This window comes from Streptomyces sp. NPDC085524 (assembly GCF_044541755.1).
Classification (GTDB): Bacteria; Actinomycetota; Actinomycetes; order Streptomycetales; family Streptomycetaceae; genus Streptomyces.
The window spans coordinates 133,183-154,175 of the sequence record NZ_JBITTH010000005.1; the positions used below are offsets into that span (position 1 = coordinate 133,183).

Sequence of the window (20,993 nt, forward strand, 5' to 3'; positions counted from 1 at the left end):
GCCCCGGCAGCCCCGGCTCAGCCGGCCATGTTGTCGGCCAGCTCCTCGCTGAGGTCGAGGTTGGACTCGGTGCCCGGGATCCCGAGGTCCTGCGCCCGCTTGTCCGCCATCGCCAGCAGCCGCCGGATCCGGCCCGCGACCGCGTCCTTGGTCAGCGGCGGGTCGGCGAGCGCGCCCAGCTCCTCCAGGGAGGCCTGCTTGTGCTCCATCCGCAGCCGGCCGGCGGCGGCGAGGTGCTCGGGGACCTCCTCGCCGAGGATCTCGAGCGCGCGCTGCACCCGGGCGCCGGCCGCCACCGCGGCCCGCGCCGAGCGGCGCAGGTTGGCGTCGTCGAAGTTGGCGAGGCGGTTGGCGGTGGCGCGGACCTCGCGCCGCATCCGCCGCTCCTCCCAGGCCAGTACCGATTCGTGCGCGCCGAGCCTGGTCAGCAGGGCGCCGATCGCGTCGCCGTCGCGGACCACGACCCGGTCCACGCCGCGCACCTCGCGCGCCTTGGCGGCGATGGAGAGCCTGCGTGCGGCGCCCACCAGGGCCAGGGCGGCCTCCGGGCCGGGGCAGGTGACCTCCAGCGAGGAAGACCTGCCCGGCTCGGTGAGCGAGCCGTGGGCCAGGAACGCGCCGCGCCAGGCCGCCTCGGCATCGCAGGTGGCCCCGGAGACCACCTGCGGGGGCAGGCCCCGGATCGGGCGGCCGCGGCCGTCCACGAGGCCCGTCTGGCGTGCGAGCTGGTCACCGCCGGCCACCACGCGGACCACGTAGCGGCTGCCGCGGCGCAAGCCCCCGGGAGCCATGACCACGAGGTCCGAGGAGTGCCCGAAGATCTCCAGGATGTCCTTGCGCAGGCGTCTGGCCGCGATCCCGGTGTCCAGCTCCGCCTCGATGACGATGCGGCCGCTCACCAGGTGGAGACCGCCGGCGAACCGAAGGATCGCCGAGACCTCCGCCTTCCTGCAGCAGGTCCGGGTGACGGGCAGGCGGGAGATCTCGTCCTTCACCGCAGGCGTCATCGCCATGGGCCGATCCTTCCATGCATCCGAAAAATACGGTCGTACGCGGCGGCCAGCAGCTCCGGGTCGTGCTTCGGAGAGCCGTCCTGCCTGGCCACCGGCGCCAGCTCGACCGCGGCGCCGAAGCGTTTTGCGGCATCGGCGAGGGACTCGCGGTCGGGCACGGCAGCCTCGTCGGCCAGCACCACGTCCAGGGCGAGTTTAGGGGCGTGTCGGGCCAAAACCTCCAAATGACGCTGCGGAGAGAAGCCCTCTGTTTCGCCGGGCTGCGGCGCGAGGTTCAGCGAGAGCACCCGCCGGGCCTTCGTCTCGATCAGCGCGTCGAGCAGTTCCGGTACCAGCAGGTGCGGGATCACGGAGGAGAACCAGGACCCCGGACCGAGCACCACCCAGTCCGCGTCCAGCACCGCCGCGACGGCCTCCGGCACGGCCGGCGGGTCGCCGGGCACGACCTGCACGGAGAGCACCTCGCCCGGGGTGAGGGCCACCGTGGCCTGCCCGCGGACGGTGTCCACGTACTCGGGGCGCGCCGGATCGTGCCCCCTGACCAGGGCCTGGAGCTCCAGCGGCACCGCGGACATGGGCAGCACCCGCCCCTGCGCCCCGAGCAGCCTGCCGACGAGGTCGAGGGCCTGGACGGGGTCGCCGAGCTGTTCCCACAGGGCGACGATCAGCAGGTTGCCCACGGCGTGCCCGTGCAGGTCTCCCTCGGACTGGAAGCGGTGCTGGATGACGCGGGCCCAGGTCTGGCCCCAGTCGTCGTCCCCGCACAGGGCGGCCAGCGCCTTGCGCAGGTCGCCGGGCGGCAGCACGCCGAGCTCCTCCCGGAGCCGGCCGCTGGATCCGCCGTCGTCGGCGACGGTGACCACGGCGGTGAGGTCACCGGTGATGCGGCGCAGCGCGGCGAGGGAGGCAGACAGGCCCTGTCCGCCTCCGAGGGCCACCACCTTGGGGGTGGCGCCGCGCCGGCGGCCGGAGCGGCGTGCGCCGCCTTCGTCCCGGACGGGGGCGAGGCGGCGCAGGCGGCTCAGCCGCGGGGTACGTGCAATCACTCGCGCCCCATGTCCCGGTGTACGACGACGGTCTCGACTCCCTCGGAGGCGAGGCGGGCGGCGAGCTTCTCGGACATGGCCACGCTGCGGTGCTTCCCGCCCGTGCAGCCGACCGCGATCGTCACGTACCGCTTGCCCTCGCGGCGGTAGCCGGTGGCGATGAGCTGGAGCAGCTCGGTGTACCGGTCGAGGAACTCCTTGGCGCCGGGCTGGCTGAAGACGTACCCCGACACCTCCTCGTTGAGCCCGGTGAAGGGGCGCAGCTCCGGGACCCAGTGCGGGTTGGGGATGAACCGGCAGTCCACGACGAGGTCGGCGTCGACGGGCAGGCCGTACTTGAAGCCGAAGGACATGACGGTGGCCCGCAGCTCGGGCTCCTCGTCCCCGGCGAACTGGGCGTCCATCTTGGCGCGCAGCTCGTGCACGTTCAGGCTGGAGGTGTCGATCACCAGGTCGGCGTCGCCGCGCAGCTCGCGCAGCAGGTCCCGCTCGGCGGCGATGCCGTCGGTGATGCGCCCGTCGCCCTGGAGGGGGTGCGGGCGGCGGACCGACTCGAACCGGCGGACCAGCGCGTCGTCGGAGGACTCCAGGAAGACGACGCGGCGGGTGACCCCGCGGCTGTCGAGGTCGGCGAGGGACTCGCGCAGGGCGTCGAAGAACTGGCGGCCCCGCACGTCGACGACGACCGCGATGCGCGCCACGTTGCCCTGGGAGCGGGCGCCCAGCTCCACCATGGTGGGGATCAGCGCCGGCGGGAGGTTGTCGACGACGAACCAGCCGAGGTCCTCCAGACACTTCGCCGCCGTACTGCGGCCGGCCCCGGACATCCCGGAGATGATCACCAGCTCGGGGATGGCCGCCTCGGCGGTCTCGCCGGGCTCCACTGTCGTGCCCGTACTCACCTGTGCTCCGTCTCGGTCGTGCATGGTTTCGTGCGCGGTCTGGGGTTCGGTCGCGTGCGTGGTCTCGTGCTCGGTCATTGCTCGGTCCCCCGTTCGGACGACGTTCCCGCTGGCGCGGGGGTCTCGTCCTCAATGATCTCTCCTGTGGCCGTGTTCACGGCAGGACCGGCGGGGACCGCACCGGCGAGGGCCGCGGCCACGGTCTCGGCCGTCTTGCGGCCTATGCCCGGGACCTCGCAGATCTGGTCGATTGTCGCCTGTCTCAGCTTCTTCACCGAACCGAAGTGCTTGACCAGGGCCTGCTTGCGGCTCTCGCCGAGCCCGGGCACCTCGTCCAGCGGCCCGGATTTCAGGCGCTTCCCGCGCTTGTTGCGCTGGTACTGGATGGCGAAGCGGTGGGCTTCGTCACGGACGCGCTGGAGCAGGTAGAGGCCCTCGCTGGTGCGGGGCAGGACGACCGGGTCGTCCTCGCCGGGCAGCCAGACCTCCTCCAGCCGCTTGGCCAGCCCGCACACGGCGACGTCGTCGACCCCGAGCTCCTCCAGGGCCCGCTTGGCCGCGGCGACCTGCGGCTGCCCGCCGTCGACCACGACGAGCTGGGGCGGGTAGGCGAACCGCTTGGGCCGCCCGTCGTCCTCGGCGACCTCGCCGCCCTCCTCCTCGGCTTCCCACTCCCCCGTCTTCAGCTTCTCCTGGAGGTAGCGGCGGAAGCGCCGGGAGACCACCTCGTGCATGGAGCGGACGTCGTCCTGCCCCTCGAAGGATTTGATCTGGAAGCGCCGGTACTCGCTCTTGCGGGCCAGGCCGTCCTCGAAGACGACCATCGACGCGACGACGTCGTCGCCCTGGAGGTGCGAGATGTCGAAGCACTCGATGCGCAGGGGCGCACCGTCCAGATCCAGGGCCTCGGCGATCTCCTCCAGCGCCCGGGAGCGGGTGGTGAGGTCGCTGGCGCGCTTGGTCTTGTGCAGGGCGAGGGACTGCTGGGCGTTGCGGTGGACGGTTTCCATCAGCGACTTCTTGTCGCCGCGCTGCGGGATCCGCAGGCTGACCTGGGACCCGCGCCGCTCCGCGAGCCACTGGTTCAGGGCGGGGGTGTCCTCGGGGAGCGCCGGGACCAGCACCTCCTTGGGCACGCTCTCGCCGCTCTCCTCCCCGTAGAGCTGCTGGAGGGCGTGCTCGACGAGCCCGGCGGTGTCGACGGCCTCGACCTTGTCGGTGACCCAGCCGCGCTGGCCGCGGACCCGGCCGCCGCGGACGTGGAAGATCTGCACGGCCGCCTCGAGCTCGTCCTCGGCGACCGCGATCAGGTCGGCGTCGGTGGCGTCGGCGAGCACCACGGCGTTCTTCTCCATCGCCCGGCGCAGCGCCCCTATGTCGTCGCGCAGCCGGGCGGCCTTCTCGTACTCCATCTCCTCGGCGGCCTCGTGCATCTGCTTCTCGAGCCGGGAGAGGTACGTCCCCGTCCGGCCCGCCATGAAGTCGCAGAAGTCCTCGGCCAGTTCGCGGTGCTCCTCGGGGCTGACCCTCCCCACACAGGGCGCGGAGCACTTGCCGATGTAGCCGAGCAGACAGGGCCGGCCGATCTGGGCGGAGCGCTTGAACACGCCCGCGGAGCACGTCCGTACCGGGAAGACGCGGAGCATCAGGTCGACGGTCTCGCGGATGGCCCAGGCGTGCCCGTACGGGCCGAAGTAGCGCACGCCCTTCTTCTTGGGCCCGCGCATGACCTGCACGCGCGGGTACTCCTCGTTCAGGGTGACGGCGAGGGAGGGATAGCTCTTGTCGTCCCGGTACTTGACGTTGAACCGGGGGTCGAACTCCTTGATCCAGGAGTACTCCAGCTGCAGCGCCTCGACCTCGGTGGACACCACGGTCCACTCGACGGAGGCGGCCGTGGTCACCATGGTCGCGGTGCGCGGGTGCAGCCCGGCCACGTCCTGGAAGTAGTTGGCCAGGCGCTGGCGCAGGCTCTTGGCCTTCCCGACGTAGATCACCCGGCGGTGCTCGTCGCGGAATCTGTACACCCCCGGGGAGTCGGGGACCTGTCCCGGCTTGGGTCGGTAACTGGAAGGGTCGGCCATGCCAACACCCTACTGTCGCCCACCGACAACCTGCGGTACGCGTCCGGCACGCCCCGCGACCCCCCGCACCGGGCCCCCGCCCCGCACCCTGCGGGGGCCTGGGGATGAACCCCCGGGGCCTGGCGGCAACCCCGCACCCCGGGGGCGGAACCCCCGCCTGGCGGCAACCCCGCACCCGGCGGGGGCTCCGCCCCCGGACTCCCGCGCCTCAAACGCCGGCGGGGCTGGATCCGTCCGAGCCCCGCCCCCGGCAGGGCCGGGTGGCCCGCCGGGCGGATTCCCCAGCCCTGCCGCGCGACCACTCCAGCCCCGCCGGCGTTTGAGGCGCGGGGTCTGGGGCGGAGCCCCAGTTCGGGAAGGGGCGGGGTGGGGAAACGGCCCCGCAGGGAGCCCCGACCCCGGAGCCCTCCCCGCAGGACCCGGACCCTGGCGGGCGCCGTGCGGCGAGAGCCGGCCGGACGGCAGCCGCACTCCGAACGGAACCCGAGCCCCGGGTGGGGCCGGGGCCCGGGTGGGGCCGGGGCCCGGGTGGGGCCGGGGCCCGGGTGGGGCCGGGGCCCGGATGGGGGCCGGGGCGGCGGGAGGTCGGGGCGGTTACGCCTCGGCGGTGCGGCGGCGGACTAGGGCCAGCGCCCCGACCCCGGCCAGCGCCAGCGCCAGCGCCCCGGCAGCGGCCACGCCCCCGCCGACCGGCACGCCGCCCCCCACGGACGCGGACGGCTCCTCGAAGCCGCCCGCCATGCCGCGCTCGGCGTACGCCGACCCCGGCAGCTTGTCCCCGTACGCCTTGACGACCCGCGTCCGGTACGCGCCCAGCGTCGTCCCCCCGCTGCCGACGGCAGCCACCGCGTCCTCGTCCAGCGGCAGCACCCGCCCGCCCCCGGCCACGTACCACGCGTCGATCTGCGGCTCGCGGAACACCGTCCCGCCGGGGAGTTTCTCCGCGCCCAGCTGCGCGTAGCGGAATTCGTCGTCGCCGGTGGCGATGTTCACGACCTGCCACCCCGCCTCCGTCCGGGCCGTCCACAGCACGGCCTGCTGCCCGTCGGCGGACACCGCCTTCCCGGCGAGGAACTCCAGGCGGGCCACGGACGCCCCCGCCTTGCCGGCGACGAAGTCCGGGGAGAGGTAGTGGACCGGTATCGCCTCGCCCTCGACACGGGGCTGGGCAGCGGCCGGGGAGATCCTGCCCTCCCTGGCGAAGAAGCGGGACAGCGTGGCGAGGGTGTCCGGCGCCGAGGCCGCCCGCGCGGCGGCGGCCCTCGTCTCGGCGGTGACGGTCTGCGGCTGCGGGACGGGCGTCGCGGAGGCCTGGGGGGCCGTGGCCGCGGCGATCCCGAGGAGGGCGGTGGCCGCGAGGACCGCGGCGGCTGCGGAGGCGCGCAGGGTCATGGCGCTCACGCCCCGATCCGGTAGAGGGAGTGGGTCCAGGAGAAGGTGCTGTTGTCCACGTACCAGGCGTGCGAGGCCCAGTTGTAGCGGTCGCTGGAGGGCCAGGGGTCGCCCCAGTAGACCCAGCTGCTCGCGGTGTCGTAGCCGTAGACGACGTGCATGTGGCCGCCGCCGTTGGACCACTGGATGCGCGTCTCGATCGGGCGGTCGGCGTTGATCTCGGTCTGGACCGTGGAGTAGAGCAGCCAGCCGTTCACGTACGAACCGGGGTTGATGCCGGCCCACCGCAGTCCGGTCTGGACGTTGCCGAGGGTGGCCTGGTTGTTGGGGCAGTCATAGCCCTGCTGGCGGTTGAAGGCGGCGTTGCAGAACTGGTTCTGGGTGTAGGTGCGGCCGAACCAGGTGGCGATGGTGTTGCCGCTCGCGGCCCAGCACCAGTTGGTCTTCTGCTGTGCCTGCATGGTGATGCCCAGCCGCTTGTACGCCAGGGCGGACCCGGCGGACCCGGCGGACCGGGCGGACTGGACGGACTCGACGGACCCGGCGTCCGTATCGGCGGCGGTGGCGGTACCTGTGCCGAGGGACAGGGCGAGGAGCAGGGCGGTGAGGACGGCGGCCAGGGGATGCCGCCGGGTTCTGTTGCGCATCGCGTTCCTCCCGAGGTGGGGACAGTGGGGGTGGAGGAGCGCGTCCGGACGCTGTGGAGGAGCATCGGGGTGTTGTCGCGATCAGGTCAACACGCTTCAATACGGCCTGACATTGCAGTGTGAATGGTGGGACTGCGGTGTGAACGGTGGCTGTCGTGTCACCTGCTCCCGCGGTACCACCGGCCCGGCCCCCCACGCCGGCGCGTGTGAATGTTCACAGAGGAGTCGCGATGCGGCCGACCGGGAACACGCCGGACACCCCGGACACCGCGGACACGCCCGAACTCGGCCGGTTACTCCGCGTCGGCCCCTTCCACCTCGCCCTGCGCGCCGCCCTCGCCGCCCGCGGACTGCCCCTCCACCGGGTGCAGCACCGGCTGGCGGCCCGCGGCATCAAGGTCGGCGTCACCAGCCTGAGTTACTGGCAGCAGGGCGCCCGGCGCCCGCGCCACCCCGAGTCACTGCGTGCCGTCACCGCGCTGGAGCAGATCCTGGAGCTGCCGGACGGCTCCCTCCTCCGCTTGCTGACCGCCCCGGACCCGGCCCCCGGACCCGCCCGCCCCGCCGCCCGCTCCTACCGGGCCCTGCTGGGCACGGGCGGCGCGGTGGAGCGGATGCTGGACGCGATGGAGCTCCCCGCCGACGGCGGGCTGCACTCGCTCGGCCACCACGAGCGCGTCCGCATCGGGCCCGGGGGCGAGATGCGGGCCCGCGAGTCGCAGCAGATCGTCCGGGCGCACCGCGACGGCGTCGACCGCTACCTGGCCATCCACCAGGGCGACCCGGGCTGCGACGTGTCCCGGATGCATGTGACGGCGTACGAGAACTGCCGCACGGGCCGGGTCCGCCGCCATCCCGGGGCCGGGCTGGTGGTCGCGGAGCTGCTCTTCGACGCGCGGCTGCGGCGCGGGGACACGTACGTCTTCGGCTACGGGGTGGAGGACGGCACGGGCGCGCGCAGCGACGAGTACGTGCGGGGCTTCAGCTACGCGGGCGGCCAGTACATGCTCCAGGTCCGCTTCGACGAGGCGGCCCTCCCGGTCCGCTGCCGCCGCTTCGCCCGCTCGGGCCCCGACGCCCCGCGCACCGCCCTCGTGGACCTCACCCCGAGCGGCCGCCACCGGGCGGTCCACCTGGTCGAACAGTCGGTGAGGCGCGGGCTCCTGGGGATCGCCTGGGACTGGGACTAGGGGGTGTCCGGCGGATCAGGGTCGGACAGCCGCGGTGCCAGGCGGGCCGGGCCCGGCCATGATCCGCCGGACACCCCCTAGCCCCGGCCGGAAGCGGGGGAACCCGCGGAAATGCAGCTGCCGTACGGCCGCGGCTCGGGCAGGATGACGGCATGGACCAGCAACGAAAGGCGTATGCCGCGTAGGAGTTCCGCGCAGGTGCGCCGGAGCCTGCCCCCACGGACCCGCCCGGCGCGCGGACGGCGTGCTGCACCGGTACCCGGCCTGTCCGGCCGGACCCTCGCCGCGATCGCCCGGATCGAGCGTCGGCCGTCCTGGCCCGGGCCCGTCTCCGAGGCGTGGCGGCGCTGGCACGCGCTCGCCCACCGGCCCGGACCCTGGCCGATGTACGCCGTGGACGAGGTCTGCGTCTGCTGCGACCCCTTCGCGGGGGCGGAGGTCCGTGCAGTCCTGGAGGCCTTGTGCTGCGCGCTCCCGCGCCGTCCGGCGGCCGAACTGCGCGCGCTGCTCGCCCCGGTCGACGCCCGCTTCCTCGCCCGTACCCTGAACGACCCGTTCGCCGCGCCCGGCGACCCGTGGTGGTCGCGCAGGCTGGCGACGCCCTGAGGGGCGGGGGCGGCGGGGGCGGCCGGCGGGTCAGCCCGCGATCAGCTTGCCGTTCTCCGCCTTGACCGGGACGGCCGGCAGCGGGTCGGTGGCCGGGCCCTGCAGGACCTTGCCGGTGTTCACGTCGAAGCGGCTGCCGTGGCAGGGGCAGTTGCCCGCGTCCTTCTCGATCTTGTCGAGGACGCAGCCCGCGTGCGTGCACTGGGCGCTGAAGGCCTTGTACTGGCCCTCCGCCTGGCAGCTGACGATCAGCTTCTTCTCCCGGTACAGCTTCGCGCCGCCCACCGGGACCTCGGACGCGGCGCCCAGCTCCACCGGCGCGGACGGGACCGCGGGGCTGCCGTTGCCGCTGTTGGACTCCGTGGAGCAGGCCGTGAGCGTCACGCCGGCGCCGACGGCCCCGGCGAGCGCGGCGGCGCCCTTGAGGACGGTACGGCGAGCTGCGGACTGCGACGCGGACATGCGCTTCTCCTGGAGTGTGGGACCGGCCGGGCACCGGCCCACCGACGATACCTCCGCCGGATGGGGTAGCTTCCCCCGGGTGATCGTCGTCGGCGGAGAAGCCCTCATCGACCTGGTGCCCACCGAACGGCCGTCCGGTGCGCTGCTGCCCCGGCCGGGCGGGGGCCCGTACAACACCGCGCTCGCCCTCGGCCGGCTCGGCGCCGAGGTGGCCTTCTGCTCCCGGGTCTCCACGGACGGTTTCGGCGAGGCCCTGCTGGCCGGGCTGCGGACGGCCGGGGTCGATCTGTCGCTGGTGCAGCGGGGGCCCGAGCCGACGACGCTCGCCGTGCCCTCCCTGGCCCCGGACGGCTCCGCCTCGTACGGCTTCTACGTCGAGGGCACCGCGGACCGGCTGTTCACCCTGCCGCCCGCCCTCCCCGAGGCGGCCCGGGCCCTTGCGCTCGGCACCTGCTCACTGGTGCTGGAACCGGGTGCGAGCGCGTACGAGGCCCTGCTGCGCCGGGAGTCGCGGCGCGGGCTGCTGACCCTGCTGGACCCCAACATCCGGCCGGCGCTGATCCCCGACCCGGAGGCCTACCGGGCCCGCTTCCTCACGCGGCTGCTCCCGCACGCGGGTGTCCTCAAGCTGTCGGAGGAGGACGCGGCCTGGCTCGGCGGCCGGGCCGGCGACTGGCTGGCGGCGGGGCCCGGGGCGGTGGTCCTGACCCGGGGCGCGGCCGGCTTGACGGTCTGGACGCGGGAGGGCGCCGAGCACTCGGTCCCGGCCCGCCGGATGGCGGTGGCGGACACCATCGGGGCGGGTGACACCGTCAACGCCGCCCTGCTGCACCGGCTTTCGGCCGTGGCGCCGGGCGAGCCCGTGGACTGGCCCGGAGTCCTGGCGTACGCCGCGCACGCGGCCGCGCTGACCTGCACCCGGGCCGGGGCGGAGCCCCCGTACGCCGCCGAGCTCACCGGATAGCGGCCCACAGGGTCGACGCCACCGCGGGGGCGAACTCCTCGACGGGCTGGACCACTTCGGCTCCGGAGAAGTGCAGGAAGAAGGCCCGCTGGAAGCAGGCCCCGAGCAGCAGCGCGGCCGCCGCCTCCGGATCGGCGTCGGGACGCAGCCGGCCCGCTTCGAGTTCCCTGCGCAGCCGCCCGGCCAGCGCGGCGAGGACCACGTGCGGCCCGGAGCCGATCTTCTGGACGCCCTCGCGGTGACGGCTGAGCAGGGCGGGCTCGGCGAAGAGCGAGCCGGCCATCGGCATGGCGTCGGCGTAGAAGAGCGAGGCGTGCCGGGCGATGTCGGCGAGCCCCTCCTCGACGCCCTGCCCGCTCGGGTCGGCCTGGAGGGCGGCCATGAGCGGGCCCGCATTGGGGGTCCGCTCCATCAGCACGCGCACGAAGAGCTCTTCCTTGTTCGCGAAGTGTTTGTAGAGCGCGGCCTCCGAGCATCCGGCCTCGCGCGCGATGGCCTTCGTGGTGGCACTGGCGAGGCCGCTGGTGCGCATCAGCTTCTCGGCGGCGTCGAGCAGCCGCTCCGGGGTGGGACGGCTTGACTTGGAGGTGAGCATTCACTCACCATAGCCGAAGGGTGGGTGAGTGAGCACTCACCCACCCCTGTGTCCACCACTCGTCCCACTCTTTTCGAGCATGGGGGAATCCATGAAGATCACGGTGTTCGGTGCCACGGGCGGCGTCGGCCGCGAGGTCGTCCGGCAGGCCCTCGATGCGGGCCACGAGGTGACCGCGGTGGTCCGCGACCCGGCGCGGCTGCCCGTTCCCGCCCATGAGCGGCTCCGCGTGGCCACGGTGGCCGACGTGACCGACGAGGAGGCGCTGCTGTCGGTGGTGAGCGGCCGGGACGCGGTGGTCTCCGCGCTGGGTGCGGCGAGCAACAAGCAGGCCAAGGAGACACCCATCGCGGGCCCGGCCCTGGAGGCGATCACCTCGGCCATGGACCGGGCGGGCGTGCGGCGGCTGTCGGCGGTCAGCGCCGCGCCGGTGGGCCGGCTGCCGGACGGCGAGGGGGTGTTCACCCGGGCCGTGGTCTACCCGCTGCTGCGCAGGCTGCTGCGGGACCTGTACGCGGACCTCGCGGACATGGAGGCGGCGATGGGGGCGAGCGGTACGCAGTGGACGGTCATCCGCCCGCCGATGCTCCGGAACAAGCCGCACACGGGGACCTACCGGCGCGCGATCGACGGCAACGTCCGCGGGGGCCGGGTCATCCCCCGCGCAGATGTCGCGGACGCGCTCCTGACGTCCCTGACGGACCCCGCCACCGCGTGCCACGCGGTAGGGGTGGCCTCCTAGCCCCCGGCGGGATCGTAGCCCGCGGCACCGCTCCCCGGGGCTCCGCCCCAGACCCCGCGCCTCAAACGCCGGCGGGGCTGGAATTGCCCTCCGGGCAATCCAGCCCCGCCGAGCGGGAAACCCAGCCCCTCCGGCGTTTGAGGAGCGGGGGTGCGGGGGTGCGGGGGCAGAGCCCCCGGCAACGGCGCCGCAGACGAACTGCTACGCCTTGCGGGCCCGCGCCGTCGTCTTCTTCGCCGGGGCGGCAGCCTTCTTCGCGGCCGCCTTCTTGGCCGGCGCCTTCTTCGCGGCGACCCGCGCCGGAGGCGACCCCGCGTCGGAGATGCGGTCCGCCCCCAGGATGTCCCTCAGGAACTTGCCGGTGTGGCTCGCCCCCACCGAGGCGACCTGCTCCGGAGTGCCCTCGGCGACGACGAGGCCGCCGCCGTAGCCACCCTCCGGGCCCATGTCGATGACCCAGTCCGCGGTCTTGATGACGTCCAGGTTGTGCTCGATGACGATCACCGAGTTGCCCTTGTCCACCAGCCCCGACAGGACCTTGATCAGCTTCGAGATGTCCTCGAAGTGCAGGCCCGTCGTCGGCTCGTCCAGCACGTACACCGTCCGGCCCGTCGACCGCTTCTGCAGCTCGGAGGCCAGCTTCACGCGCTGCGCCTCACCACCCGACAGCGTCGGCGCGGACTGTCCGAGCCGCACGTACCCCAGCCCGACCTCGGTCAGCGTCCGCAGGTGCCGGGAGATAGTCGGAACCGCCTCGAAGAAGTCCAGCGCCTCCTCGATCGGCATGTTCAGGACTTCCGCGATGGACTTGCCCTTGTAGTGGACCTCCAGCGTCTCCCGGTTGTAGCGGTCGCCGTGGCAGACCTCGCAGGGGACGTAGACGTCCGGCAGGAAGTTCATCTCGATCTTGATCGTGCCGTCGCCGGAGCAGTTCTCGCACCGGCCGCCCTTGACGTTGAAGGAGAAGCGGCCCGGCAGGTAGCCGCGCACCTTCGCCTCCATCGTCTCCGCGAAGAGCTTGCGCACGTGGTCGAAGACACCGGTGTACGTGGCCGGGTTGGACCGCGGGGTCCGGCCGATCGGCGACTGGTCCACGTGCACGACCTTGTCGACCAGCTCGTCCCCGTCGACCCGCGTGTGCCGCCCCGGCACCGAGCGGGCGCCGTTCAGCTCGCGCGCCAGGTGCGTGTAGAGGATGTCGTTGACCAGCGTCGACTTGCCCGAGCCCGATACGCCGGTCACGGCCGTGAGCACGCCGAGCGGGAAGGACACGTCGATGTCCTGCAGGTTGTTCTCGCGGGCGCCGTGGACGGTGAGCCTGCGCTCCCCGTTCACCGGTCGGCGGATGTCCGGGATCTCGATGGACTTCTTGCCGGAGAGGTACTGCCCGGTCATCGACTCGGTGTTCTTCAGCAGTTCCTTCAGCGAACCGCTGTGCACGACCTTGCCGCCGTGCTCGCCCGCGCCCGGGCCGATGTCCACGACCCAGTCGGCGACCTTGATGGTGTCCTCGTCGTGCTCGACGACGATGAGCGTGTTGCCCATGTCCCGCAGCCGCACCAGCGTCTCGATCAGCCGGTGGTTGTCGCGCTGGTGCAGGCCGATGGAGGGCTCGTCCAGTACGTAGAGCACGCCGACCAGGCCGGAGCCGATCTGCGTGGCCAGCCGGATGCGCTGGGCCTCGCCGCCCGACAGGGTGCCTGCGGCGCGGTTCAGCGAGAGGTAGTCCAGGCCGACGTCGACGAGGAAGCGGAGCCGCTCGTTGACCTCCTTCAGGACCCGCTCGGCGATCTTCTTGTCGCGGGCGTCGAGCCGCATCCGGCCGAGGAAGTCCGCGCACTCGCTGATCGACATCGCGGCGACCTCGGCGATGGACTTCTCCATCACCGTCACGGCGAGCACGATCGGCTTGAGGCGGGTGCCCTCACAGGTCGGGCAGGGCACCTCGCGCATGTAGCCCTCGAAGCGCTCGCGGCTGGCGTCGCTCTCGGACTCGGAGTGCCGCCGCTTCACGAACGGCACGGCGCCCTCGAAGGCCGTCGTGTAGGCGCGCTCGCGCCCGTACCGGTTGCGGTAGCGGACCTCGATCTGCGTCTTGTGGCCGTACAGCAGGGCCTTCTTGGCCCGCGCCGGAAGCCCGGCCCACGGGATGTCCGTGCGGAAGCCGAGCTCCCCGGCGAGCGCGCCGATCAGCCGCTGGAAGTAGTCCTTGGTGTGGCCGAGGGACCACGGCGAGACCGCACCCTCGTCCAGGGACTTGTCCTCGTCCGGAACGATCAGCTCCGGGTCCACCTCCATGCGCGTGCCGATGCCGGTGCAGTCGGGGCAGGCGCCGAAGGGCGAGTTGAAGGAGAAGGAACGCGGCTCCAGCTCCTCGAAGGACAGGTCGTCGTACGGGCAGTAGAGGTGCTCGGAGTACATCCGCTCACGCTCGGGGTCGTCCTCGGCGAGGTCGACGAAGTCCAGGATGACCATGCCGCCCGAGAGGCCGAGGGCGGTCTCCACCGAGTCGGTGAGCCGGCGCTTGGCGCTCTCCTTGACGGTGAGGCGGTCGATGACCACCTCGATCGTGTGCTTCTCCTGCTTCTTCAGCGTGGGCGGCTCGGAGAGCTGGATGGTCGCGCCGTCCACCCGGGCGCGGCTGTAGCCCTTGGTCTGGAGGTCGGAGAAGAGGTCGACGAACTCGCCCTTGCGCTCGCGCACCAGCGGCGAGAGCACCTGGAAGCGGCTGCCCTCGGGGAGCGCGAGCACCTTGTCGACGATGGCCTGCGGCGACTGGCGGGAGATCGGGCGCCGGCACTCGGGGCAGTGCGGCTTGCCGATGCGGGCGAAGAGCAGGCGCAGGTAGTCGTAGACCTCGGTGATGGTGCCGACGGTCGAGCGCGGGTTGCGCGAGGTCGACTTCTGGTCGATCGAGACGGCCGGGGAGAGGCCCTCGATGAAGTCGACGTCGGGCTTGTCCATCTGGCCGAGGAACTGGCGGGCGTACGACGAGAGCGACTCGACGTAGCGGCGCTGACCCTCGGCGAAGATCGTGTCGAAGGCCAGGGAGGACTTGCCCGAACCGGAGAGTCCGGTGAAGACGATCAGTGAGTCGCGGGGCAGGTCGAGCGAGACGTTCTTGAGGTTGTGCTCGCGAGCGCCACGAACGATGAGACGGTCGGTCACGCCGGTCCGCACCTTTCTTGAGAGAGCGGGGGCACAGGTCCCCGTCCCAGGGTATGGGGGGCGCCTCTGCGATGGAGATGGAGTCTTGGACTTCGAGCGTATAGCACGCACATTCGATTTACGGCACTCCCGAGACCTCTTCACCCGATCGTGTGGCCGGAGCCCCTCAGCCACTAGGCTCGCCGTCATGACTGATCATGTGCACGACCTGCGATCTGTACGTGAAGCCACGGACCGACTGCTGACCGCGGTCGCGAAGCTGGACAACGCCGCACTGGCCGAGGAGTCACATCTCCCCGGCTGGAGCCGCGGCCACATCCTGGCCCACCTCGCGCGGAACGCGGACGCCCTCGTCAACGTCCTCGAGGGCCGCCCCATGTACGAGAGCGCCACCGCCCGCGACGCGGACATCGAGCGCGACGCGGTCCGGCCCCTGGAAGAACAACTGGCGGACGTCGGCGATTCCGGAGCCCGCTTCCTCGCCACTTCCGAGCGCGACCAGGACTGGTCCCGCACCGTCGAACTGCGCAACGGCGTCACCGACCTGGCCTCGAACGTCCCGTTCCGCCGCTGGGTCGAGGTCGCGCTGCACCACGTCGACCTGAACATCGGCTACGAGCTCGACGACCTCCCGGACGAGTTCACCGAGCGCGAGATCGCCTTCCTCGCCGACCGCTGGTCCGGACGCCCGGAGGTCCCGCCGGTGACCCTGCGGACCGGAGAAGGCGGCCCCGTCTGGCATACCGGCGGCACCGAGGGCACCCCGGTGGTCCTGGAGGGCTCCATGGACGAGCTGCTCGGCTGGCTGGCCGGGCGCGGCCTCATGGGCGCCCACCTCGCCGTCATGGCCGGCGACGGCCTTCCCGAGCTCCCCCCGCTCTAGGATCGACCCATGACGTACACCGGAGAGGTCAAGGTCGGCGGTCCGGCCGACGTGCACGAGCTCGCGGACCTGATGATTTCCAAGGTCGCGGTGGGCTCGATGAACAACAACGCGTACCTGCTGCGCTGCCGGGCCACCGACGAGCAGCTGCTCGTCGACGCGGCAGCCGAGCCGGGGACACTGCTGAACCTGATCGGCGACGACGGCATCGCGTCCGTCGTCACGACCCACCGGCACGGCGACCACTGGGGCGCGCTCCAGGCCGTCGTCGACGCCACCGGCGCGCGCACCTACGCGGGCGCGTACGACGCGGAGGGCATCCCCGTCGCCACGGACGTCCCGGTCCAGGACGGGGACGTGATCACCGTCGGCCGGGTCTCCCTGACCGCGCGGCACCTGGTCGGGCACACGCCCGGTTCGATCGCCCTGGTCTACGACGACCCGCACGGGCACGCCCACGTGTTCACCGGGGACTGCCTCTTCCCCGGCGGCGTCGGCAACACCTGGGGCGACCCGAAGGCCTTCGCCAGCCTGATCGACGACGTCCAGCACAAGCTCTTCGAGCAGCTGCCGGACGAGACCTGGGTCTACCCGGGCCACGGCAACGACACCACCCTCGGCGCGGAGCGGCCGCACCTCGCCGAATGGCGCGAGCGCGGCTGGTAGAGCACGGCCGTCGGCCCCCGCATCGCGTCAACTTCACGACGCGGTGCACTCCTTCCGGTCGTACCCGACCGAACGCACGTCCCGGGCGATGGGGAAGGGGTAGTTGCTGCACCATGCAACAAGACCCCTCCCCCACCTCCCCCGCTTCCCGTCCCGGCCCCGCCGGACCGCCGCCCGGCGGGCCCGGCATGCTGCGGCTCGCCTCGGCCTCCCTGGCCGGCACCGCGATCGAGTTCTACGACTTCTTCGTGTACGGAACGGCCGCCGCCCTCGTGCTCGGCCCGCTCTTCTTCCCCTCCTTCTCCCCGCTCGCCGGAACGCTCGCCGCCTTCGGCACCTTCGGCGTCGGCTTCCTCGCCCGCCCCCTCGGCTCCGCCGTCTTCGGCCACATCGGCGACCGCTACGGCCGCCGTCCGGTGCTGCTGGGCTCCCTCCTGCTCACCGGCCTCGCGACGGTGGCGGTGGGCTGCGTGCCGACGTACGCCTCGATCGGTACGGCGGCGCCGGTGCTCCTGCTCCTGCTGCGCTTCCTGCAGGGCCTCGGACTCGGCGGCGAGTGGGGCGGCGCGGTCCTGCTGACCGCCGAGCACGCGCCCGAGGCGCGGCGCGGCCTGTGGTCGAGCTTCCCGCAGATCGGCCCGGCGGTGGGGTTCCTGCTGGCCAACGGCATGATCCTGGGGCTGTCCGCCTCGCTGAGCGAAGCGCAGTTCACCTCGTGGGGCTGGCGGGTGCCCTTCTGGGCGGCCGGGCTGCTGGCGCTGGCCGGGCTGTGGCTGCGCCGCTCGGTGGAGGAGACCCCGCAGTTCCGGGCGCTCGCCGAGACCGGCCGCCGGGCCGAGGCCCCGCTCGCCGAGGTGGTGCGCGGCCACTGGCGGCTGCTCCTGCTGACCGGCGGGGCGCTCGCCGTGGGGTACGCCGTCTTCTACGCGGTCACCACCTGGTCCCTCGCGTACGCCACCGAGCACCTGGGCGTGAGCCGCACGGTGATGCTGGCCTGCATCATGGCGGCGGTCGCGCTCAAGGGGCTGGTGACACCGCTGGTGGCGGTGGTCGGCGACCGCCACGGGCGGCGGCCGCTGTGCCTGGCCGGCTGTGCGGCGTGCGCGCTGTGGATGTTCCCGCTGGTGGCGCTGCTGCGCACGGCCGACCCGCTGCTGATGACGCTGGGCTTCGTCGGGGCGCTGCTGGGCATGGTGACGATGTTCGCGGTGGTGGGGGCGTACCTGCCGGAGCTGTACAGCCCGAGGATCCGCTGCACGGGTGCGGCCGTCGGCTACAACCTGGGCGGTGTGCTGGGCGGGGCGCTGACCCCGATCGTGGCGACGGCGCTGGCGGACGGCTCGGGTCCGCCCTGGGGCGTCGCCGTGTACCTGAGCGGGATCGCCCTGGTCAGCCTCGGCTGCTTCGCGCTGCTGCCGGAGACCAACCCGGTGGTCGTGCGGGAGCGGGCGGGCGCGGGTACGGAGACGGGGGCGGCCAAAGCGGCCGCCCCCGCGTAGCACCTCGGGATCAGGCGTCGATGCTCTCCGGGCGGGCGGCTGCTTCGGCCGCCGCCCGCTTCTTGGAGGCCATCAGGCTGGTGATCGTGGTGATGACCAGGACACCGCAGATGACGCCCAGGGAGACCGGGATCGAGATCACCGGGACGTGCAGGCCGGACTCGTGCAGGGCGTGCAGCACCAGCTTGATGCCGATGAAGCCCAGGATGATCGACAGGCCGTAGCTGAGGTGGACCAGCTTCTTGAGCAGGCCGCCGATGAGGAAGTACAGCTGGCGCAGGCCCATGAGCGCGAAGGCGTTGGCCGTGAAGACGATGTACGGGTCCTGGGTCAGGCCGAAGATCGCGGGGATCGAGTCCAGGGCGAACAGCACGTCGGTGGTGCCGATGGCGAGCATGACGACCATCAGCGGGGTCAGTACGCGCTTGCCGTTCTTCTCGATGAACAGCTTGGTGCCGTGGTACCGGTCGGCGACGCCGAACTTCTTCTCGACGGACTTCAGGAGGCGGTTCTCCTCGAACTCCTCCTCGTCCTCGTCCTTGCGGGCCTCCTGGATCAGCTTCCACGCGGTGTAGATCAGGAACGCGCCGAAGATGTAGAAGACCCAGGAGAAGCTGGCGATGATCGCGGCGCCGGCGGCGATGAAGACCGCGCGCAGCACCAGGGCGATCAGCACGCCGACGAGCAGGACGCGCTGCTGGAGGTGGGAGGGAACCGCGAACTTCGCCATGATCAGGACGAAGACGAAGAGGTTGTCGACGCTCAGGGACTTCTCGGTGATGAAGCCGGCGAAGAACTCCTGGGAGGCCTGGCCGTTGCCGAAGAACCACAGGCCGAGGCCGAAGAGTCCGGCGAGGGCGATCCAGACGACCGTCCAGGTGCCCGCTTCCTTGATCGATACGTCGTGCGGTTTGCGGCCGATGAAGAAATCGGCGCCGATGAGGAGCGACAGACCGAGAATGGTCAGCGCCCACAGGGTCCAGGAAACTTCCACGGTAAACACGCCTCCGGCGGATGGCTCAGCACTTCGTCAGCGTCATCGCTGCCGGAGGTCTCTTCCACCCGGACGGCCTGGAGGCCGTGGGCCGACGCCCCGGGACGAGTAACTGTCCGTATTGACGGGCACGCCGTAGCAGGAAAGCAGGAATACTCCCCTCCGCACGCACCAGGGTACCTGCCGAGGGGAGTTTTGGTAAAGGGAAGACCAAGGACTGGTCAGCGAACGGTCATCGGCTGCTCCACCGGGCTGCCGCAACCCGCTCCAGCACCTCTTCGATGACCCTGCTGCCCTGCGGCGGCAGGTTCGGCTCGAAGGTCCACTGGTGGTGCACCCACGGATCGGCGAGGTGGTCGTCCGGGACGGGCGACAGCCGCATCAGCGAGCGCCACAGCGGGTCGAGCAGCGGCCCGTAGGCCGAGGCCTCGTCACGGTCCGCGACCATCAGCAGATGGACGCCGACCGCCGCCCCCTCATCGGCGAGGTAGCGCAACTGCGTGACGGCCCGGTCGTCGAAGCCGTGCGGGAAGTCGTGCACGATCAGCAGCTGCTCGGCCGTGTCCACGTCCGGCGGCAGGTCCTCGGGGGCTCCCGCCCGCAGGGCCATCTGTACGAGGTCCACGCGCCGGGTCAGCTTCGCCAGCGTCTCGGTGACCCCCGCGGCCCCCGCGGCGGGCGGCCCGGCCAGCACCCCGGCGCGCACGAGCGGCGCCAGGGAGGCGGATCCGGCCCCGGCCGCGTCGATGACGTGGACGGAGAACCGGTCCGCGGGGTGGACCGCGAGCAGCCGTACCGCGTAGGCGACGGCCATGTCCATGGCGGCCCGGCGCAGCTTGTCGGTGTCCATGGCCATCGCGGCCTCGGAGCCGGTGCGGCCGTTGTCGATCCAGAGCCCGCGCTCCAGCGGGACGCGGACCAGCATGGGGATCCGCAGGGCGGGCCGTTCGGGCAGGTGCAGGTCGCCCAGGCGCAGGGCCAGCGGAGGCTCGTCGGGCAGCCCGGCGGACCGGCCCGCGTGCCAGACGGGGTTGTCCCAGCGCGCGTACGCGGCCGGCAGGGCCGGCTCGACCACCTCGGACTCGGCGACCAGCTGCGTGAGGTCCCGGTCGAGGACGGCCTGGGCCTGGGCGACGAGCTCGTCGCGACGGGCCCGCGCGGTGTCGCGGGCGGCGTTGCCGGATCCGCCGATGCGGTGGCGCGGGTCGGACAGGGCCTCGTCGAGCTCGCGGTCCAGGCGGGAGTCGGCGAAGTCCACGGCGCTGCGGTAGGCGGCGACCGCGCGGGCCAGGTCCTCGAACATGCCCCAGACCTGGTTGTACAGGCGCTCCTCCATCGACCAGCCGCTGGCGTCGCCCGCGACGGGGACCGGGAACTCGCCCGGCTGCTGCTGCGGAGCCGCCTGCGGGGCGGGCTCGGGCGGCTGCGTGGTGGTGCGGCGGCGCGGGTGGGCGTAGTTGATCGTGGTGTCCCCGGTGGTGGCATCGGCCGGGGGCGGCGTCTGCGCGGGTGCGGGGCCCGGCGTACCCGGGTAGGGCACCCCGGAGACCGGCACCGGGTCGGGTGCGACGGGGACCGGGTCGGACGCCACGGGGGCCGCGACGCTCGCGTGCACCCGAGCGGCCAGCTCCGCCGCGACGGGGGCGGCGAGCCCGTGGTCGGCGAACAGGGCGGCGAGCCCGTCCGCGTACCCCTGGCCGACGGCACGGACCTTCCAGGCGCCCTGGCGCCGGTAGAGCTCCAGGGCCACCACGGCGGTCTCGGCGTCGAGCCCGGTCAGGGTGTACTCGGCCAGCTCGGTGCCGTCCGCGGCCGCGACCGCGATGTGCGAGGCGGCGACGGCGCCGAAGCGGGCCGGGCCGCCCGGGGGGAGGGAGAGCAGGACGCCGACGCGGTGCACCTCGGAGGCCACCGCGTCGAGGTCGACGGCGAACCGGTGCGAGGAGGCGGACCCGTCGGGCGCCTCCACCCCCGGCAGGGCGCGCGCACCGGGGTGCGCGATCCCGTCCTGACCGGTCACGGCACCCTGCTCGTCCCCGAGCGTGGCCAGCGCGAGCACCGGCGTGCCCGCCGAGACCGTGATCCGCACCTGGTGTTCGGACAGGGCATGGTTCTGCCCTCGGACCAGTTCGGCCGCCAT

The 20,993-nt window shown here is 72.7% G+C and carries 18 protein-coding genes; 7 read left to right on the plus strand and 11 right to left on the minus strand.

Features of this window, described 5'->3' with window-relative positions; all coding sequences use genetic code 11:
- Positions 1-17: 17 nt before the first annotated feature.
- From whiA to ACIGFK_RS09355, 6 genes are all read right to left on the minus strand, one after another.
- Positions 18-1,013 carry a DNA-binding protein WhiA gene (gene whiA, locus ACIGFK_RS09330; protein WP_037792880.1) on the minus strand — a complete coding sequence of 332 codons (996 nt, stop codon included), beginning with the start codon at positions 1,011-1,013 and terminating at the stop codon, positions 18-20.
- A complete protein-coding gene (gene yvcK / locus ACIGFK_RS09335) occupies positions 1,004-2,059 on the minus strand; it encodes a uridine diphosphate-N-acetylglucosamine-binding protein YvcK (RefSeq protein WP_376660192.1) in 1,056 nt (351 codons plus the stop codon). Before yvcK ends, whiA begins: the two co-directional genes overlap by 10 nt.
- Positions 2,056-3,039 (minus strand): RNase adapter RapZ, encoded by a 984-nt coding sequence (rapZ, locus tag ACIGFK_RS09340; RefSeq protein ID WP_376660193.1) that lies wholly within the window; start codon positions 3,037-3,039, stop codon positions 2,056-2,058. The genes yvcK and rapZ overlap by 4 nt, the downstream gene beginning before the upstream one ends.
- Positions 3,036-5,045 (minus strand): excinuclease ABC subunit UvrC, encoded by a 2,010-nt coding sequence (uvrC, locus tag ACIGFK_RS09345; RefSeq protein WP_400051100.1) that lies wholly within the window; start codon positions 5,043-5,045, stop codon positions 3,036-3,038. The genes rapZ and uvrC overlap by 4 nt, the downstream gene beginning before the upstream one ends.
- Positions 5,046-5,639: 594 nt before the next feature.
- On the minus strand, positions 5,640-6,437 hold the full coding sequence (locus ACIGFK_RS09350) for a hypothetical protein (RefSeq protein ID WP_400051232.1): 798 nt from the start codon (positions 6,435-6,437) through the stop codon (positions 5,640-5,642).
- A gap of 5 nt (positions 6,438-6,442) precedes the next feature.
- A complete protein-coding gene (locus tag ACIGFK_RS09355) occupies positions 6,443-7,084 on the minus strand; it encodes a papain-like cysteine protease family protein (protein ID WP_400051102.1) in 642 nt (213 codons plus the stop codon).
- A 230-nt stretch (positions 7,085-7,314) separates the two neighbouring features.
- Here ACIGFK_RS09355 and ACIGFK_RS09360 point away from each other — a divergent pair, with 230 nt between their 5' ends.
- Together ACIGFK_RS09360 and ACIGFK_RS09365 are read left to right on the plus strand one after the other, a co-directional pair.
- Complete coding sequence (locus tag ACIGFK_RS09360; protein WP_376660196.1) at positions 7,315-8,274, plus strand: hypothetical protein; 960 nt, start codon at positions 7,315-7,317, stop codon at positions 8,272-8,274.
- Positions 8,275-8,448: 174 nt separating this feature from the next.
- The gene (locus ACIGFK_RS09365) at positions 8,449-8,880 is read left to right on the plus strand and encodes a hypothetical protein (RefSeq protein WP_376660197.1); all 432 of its coding nucleotides are present in this window, start codon (positions 8,449-8,451) and stop codon (positions 8,878-8,880) included.
- A 30-nt stretch (positions 8,881-8,910) separates the two neighbouring features.
- Here ACIGFK_RS09365 and ACIGFK_RS09370 read toward each other — a convergent pair whose 3' ends face one another.
- Positions 8,911-9,342 (minus strand): Rieske (2Fe-2S) protein, encoded by a 432-nt coding sequence (locus tag ACIGFK_RS09370; protein ID WP_376660198.1) that lies wholly within the window; start codon positions 9,340-9,342, stop codon positions 8,911-8,913.
- A 79-nt stretch (positions 9,343-9,421) separates the two neighbouring features.
- Here ACIGFK_RS09370 and ACIGFK_RS09375 point away from each other — a divergent pair, with 79 nt between their 5' ends.
- Entirely contained in the window at positions 9,422-10,306 is an 885-nt protein-coding gene (locus ACIGFK_RS09375) for a carbohydrate kinase (protein ID WP_376660199.1), read from the plus strand.
- On the opposite strand, the gene ACIGFK_RS09380 is transcribed toward ACIGFK_RS09375, so the two are convergent.
- Positions 10,296-10,901, minus strand: coding sequence for a TetR/AcrR family transcriptional regulator (locus ACIGFK_RS09380; RefSeq protein WP_376660200.1), 606 nt, complete (start codon positions 10,899-10,901; stop codon positions 10,296-10,298). The genes ACIGFK_RS09375 and ACIGFK_RS09380 overlap by 11 nt on opposite strands.
- Positions 10,902-10,992: 91 nt before the next feature.
- Here ACIGFK_RS09380 and ACIGFK_RS09385 point away from each other — a divergent pair, with 91 nt between their 5' ends.
- The gene (locus tag ACIGFK_RS09385; protein WP_376660201.1) at positions 10,993-11,643 is read left to right on the plus strand and encodes an NAD(P)-dependent oxidoreductase; all 651 of its coding nucleotides are present in this window, start codon (positions 10,993-10,995) and stop codon (positions 11,641-11,643) included.
- Positions 11,644-11,844: 201 nt separating this feature from the next.
- Here ACIGFK_RS09385 and uvrA read toward each other — a convergent pair whose 3' ends face one another.
- Positions 11,845-14,811 carry an excinuclease ABC subunit UvrA gene (gene uvrA / locus ACIGFK_RS09390; RefSeq protein ID WP_376658770.1) on the minus strand — a complete coding sequence of 989 codons (2,967 nt, stop codon included), beginning with the start codon at positions 14,809-14,811 and terminating at the stop codon, positions 11,845-11,847.
- Between the two features lie 187 nt (positions 14,812-14,998).
- On the opposite strand from uvrA, the gene ACIGFK_RS09395 reads away from it, so the two are divergent.
- From ACIGFK_RS09395 to ACIGFK_RS09405, 3 genes are all read left to right on the plus strand, one after another.
- On the plus strand, positions 14,999-15,694 hold the full coding sequence (locus tag ACIGFK_RS09395) for a maleylpyruvate isomerase family mycothiol-dependent enzyme (RefSeq protein ID WP_400051105.1): 696 nt from the start codon (positions 14,999-15,001) through the stop codon (positions 15,692-15,694).
- A gap of 9 nt (positions 15,695-15,703) precedes the next feature.
- Entirely contained in the window at positions 15,704-16,360 is a 657-nt protein-coding gene (locus ACIGFK_RS09400; protein WP_400051107.1) for an MBL fold metallo-hydrolase, read from the plus strand.
- Positions 16,361-16,548: 188 nt separating this feature from the next.
- A complete protein-coding gene (locus ACIGFK_RS09405; RefSeq protein WP_400051233.1) occupies positions 16,549-17,859 on the plus strand; it encodes an MFS transporter in 1,311 nt (436 codons plus the stop codon).
- 10 nt (positions 17,860-17,869) lie between these two features.
- On the opposite strand, the gene ACIGFK_RS09410 is transcribed toward ACIGFK_RS09405, so the two are convergent.
- Entirely contained in the window at positions 17,870-18,853 is a 984-nt protein-coding gene (locus tag ACIGFK_RS09410) for a TerC/Alx family metal homeostasis membrane protein (RefSeq protein ID WP_376658767.1), read from the minus strand.
- A gap of 232 nt (positions 18,854-19,085) precedes the next feature.
- Positions 19,086-20,993, minus strand: a complete 1,908-nt coding sequence (locus tag ACIGFK_RS09415) for a TerD family protein (RefSeq protein ID WP_400051109.1) — start codon at positions 20,991-20,993, stop codon at positions 19,086-19,088.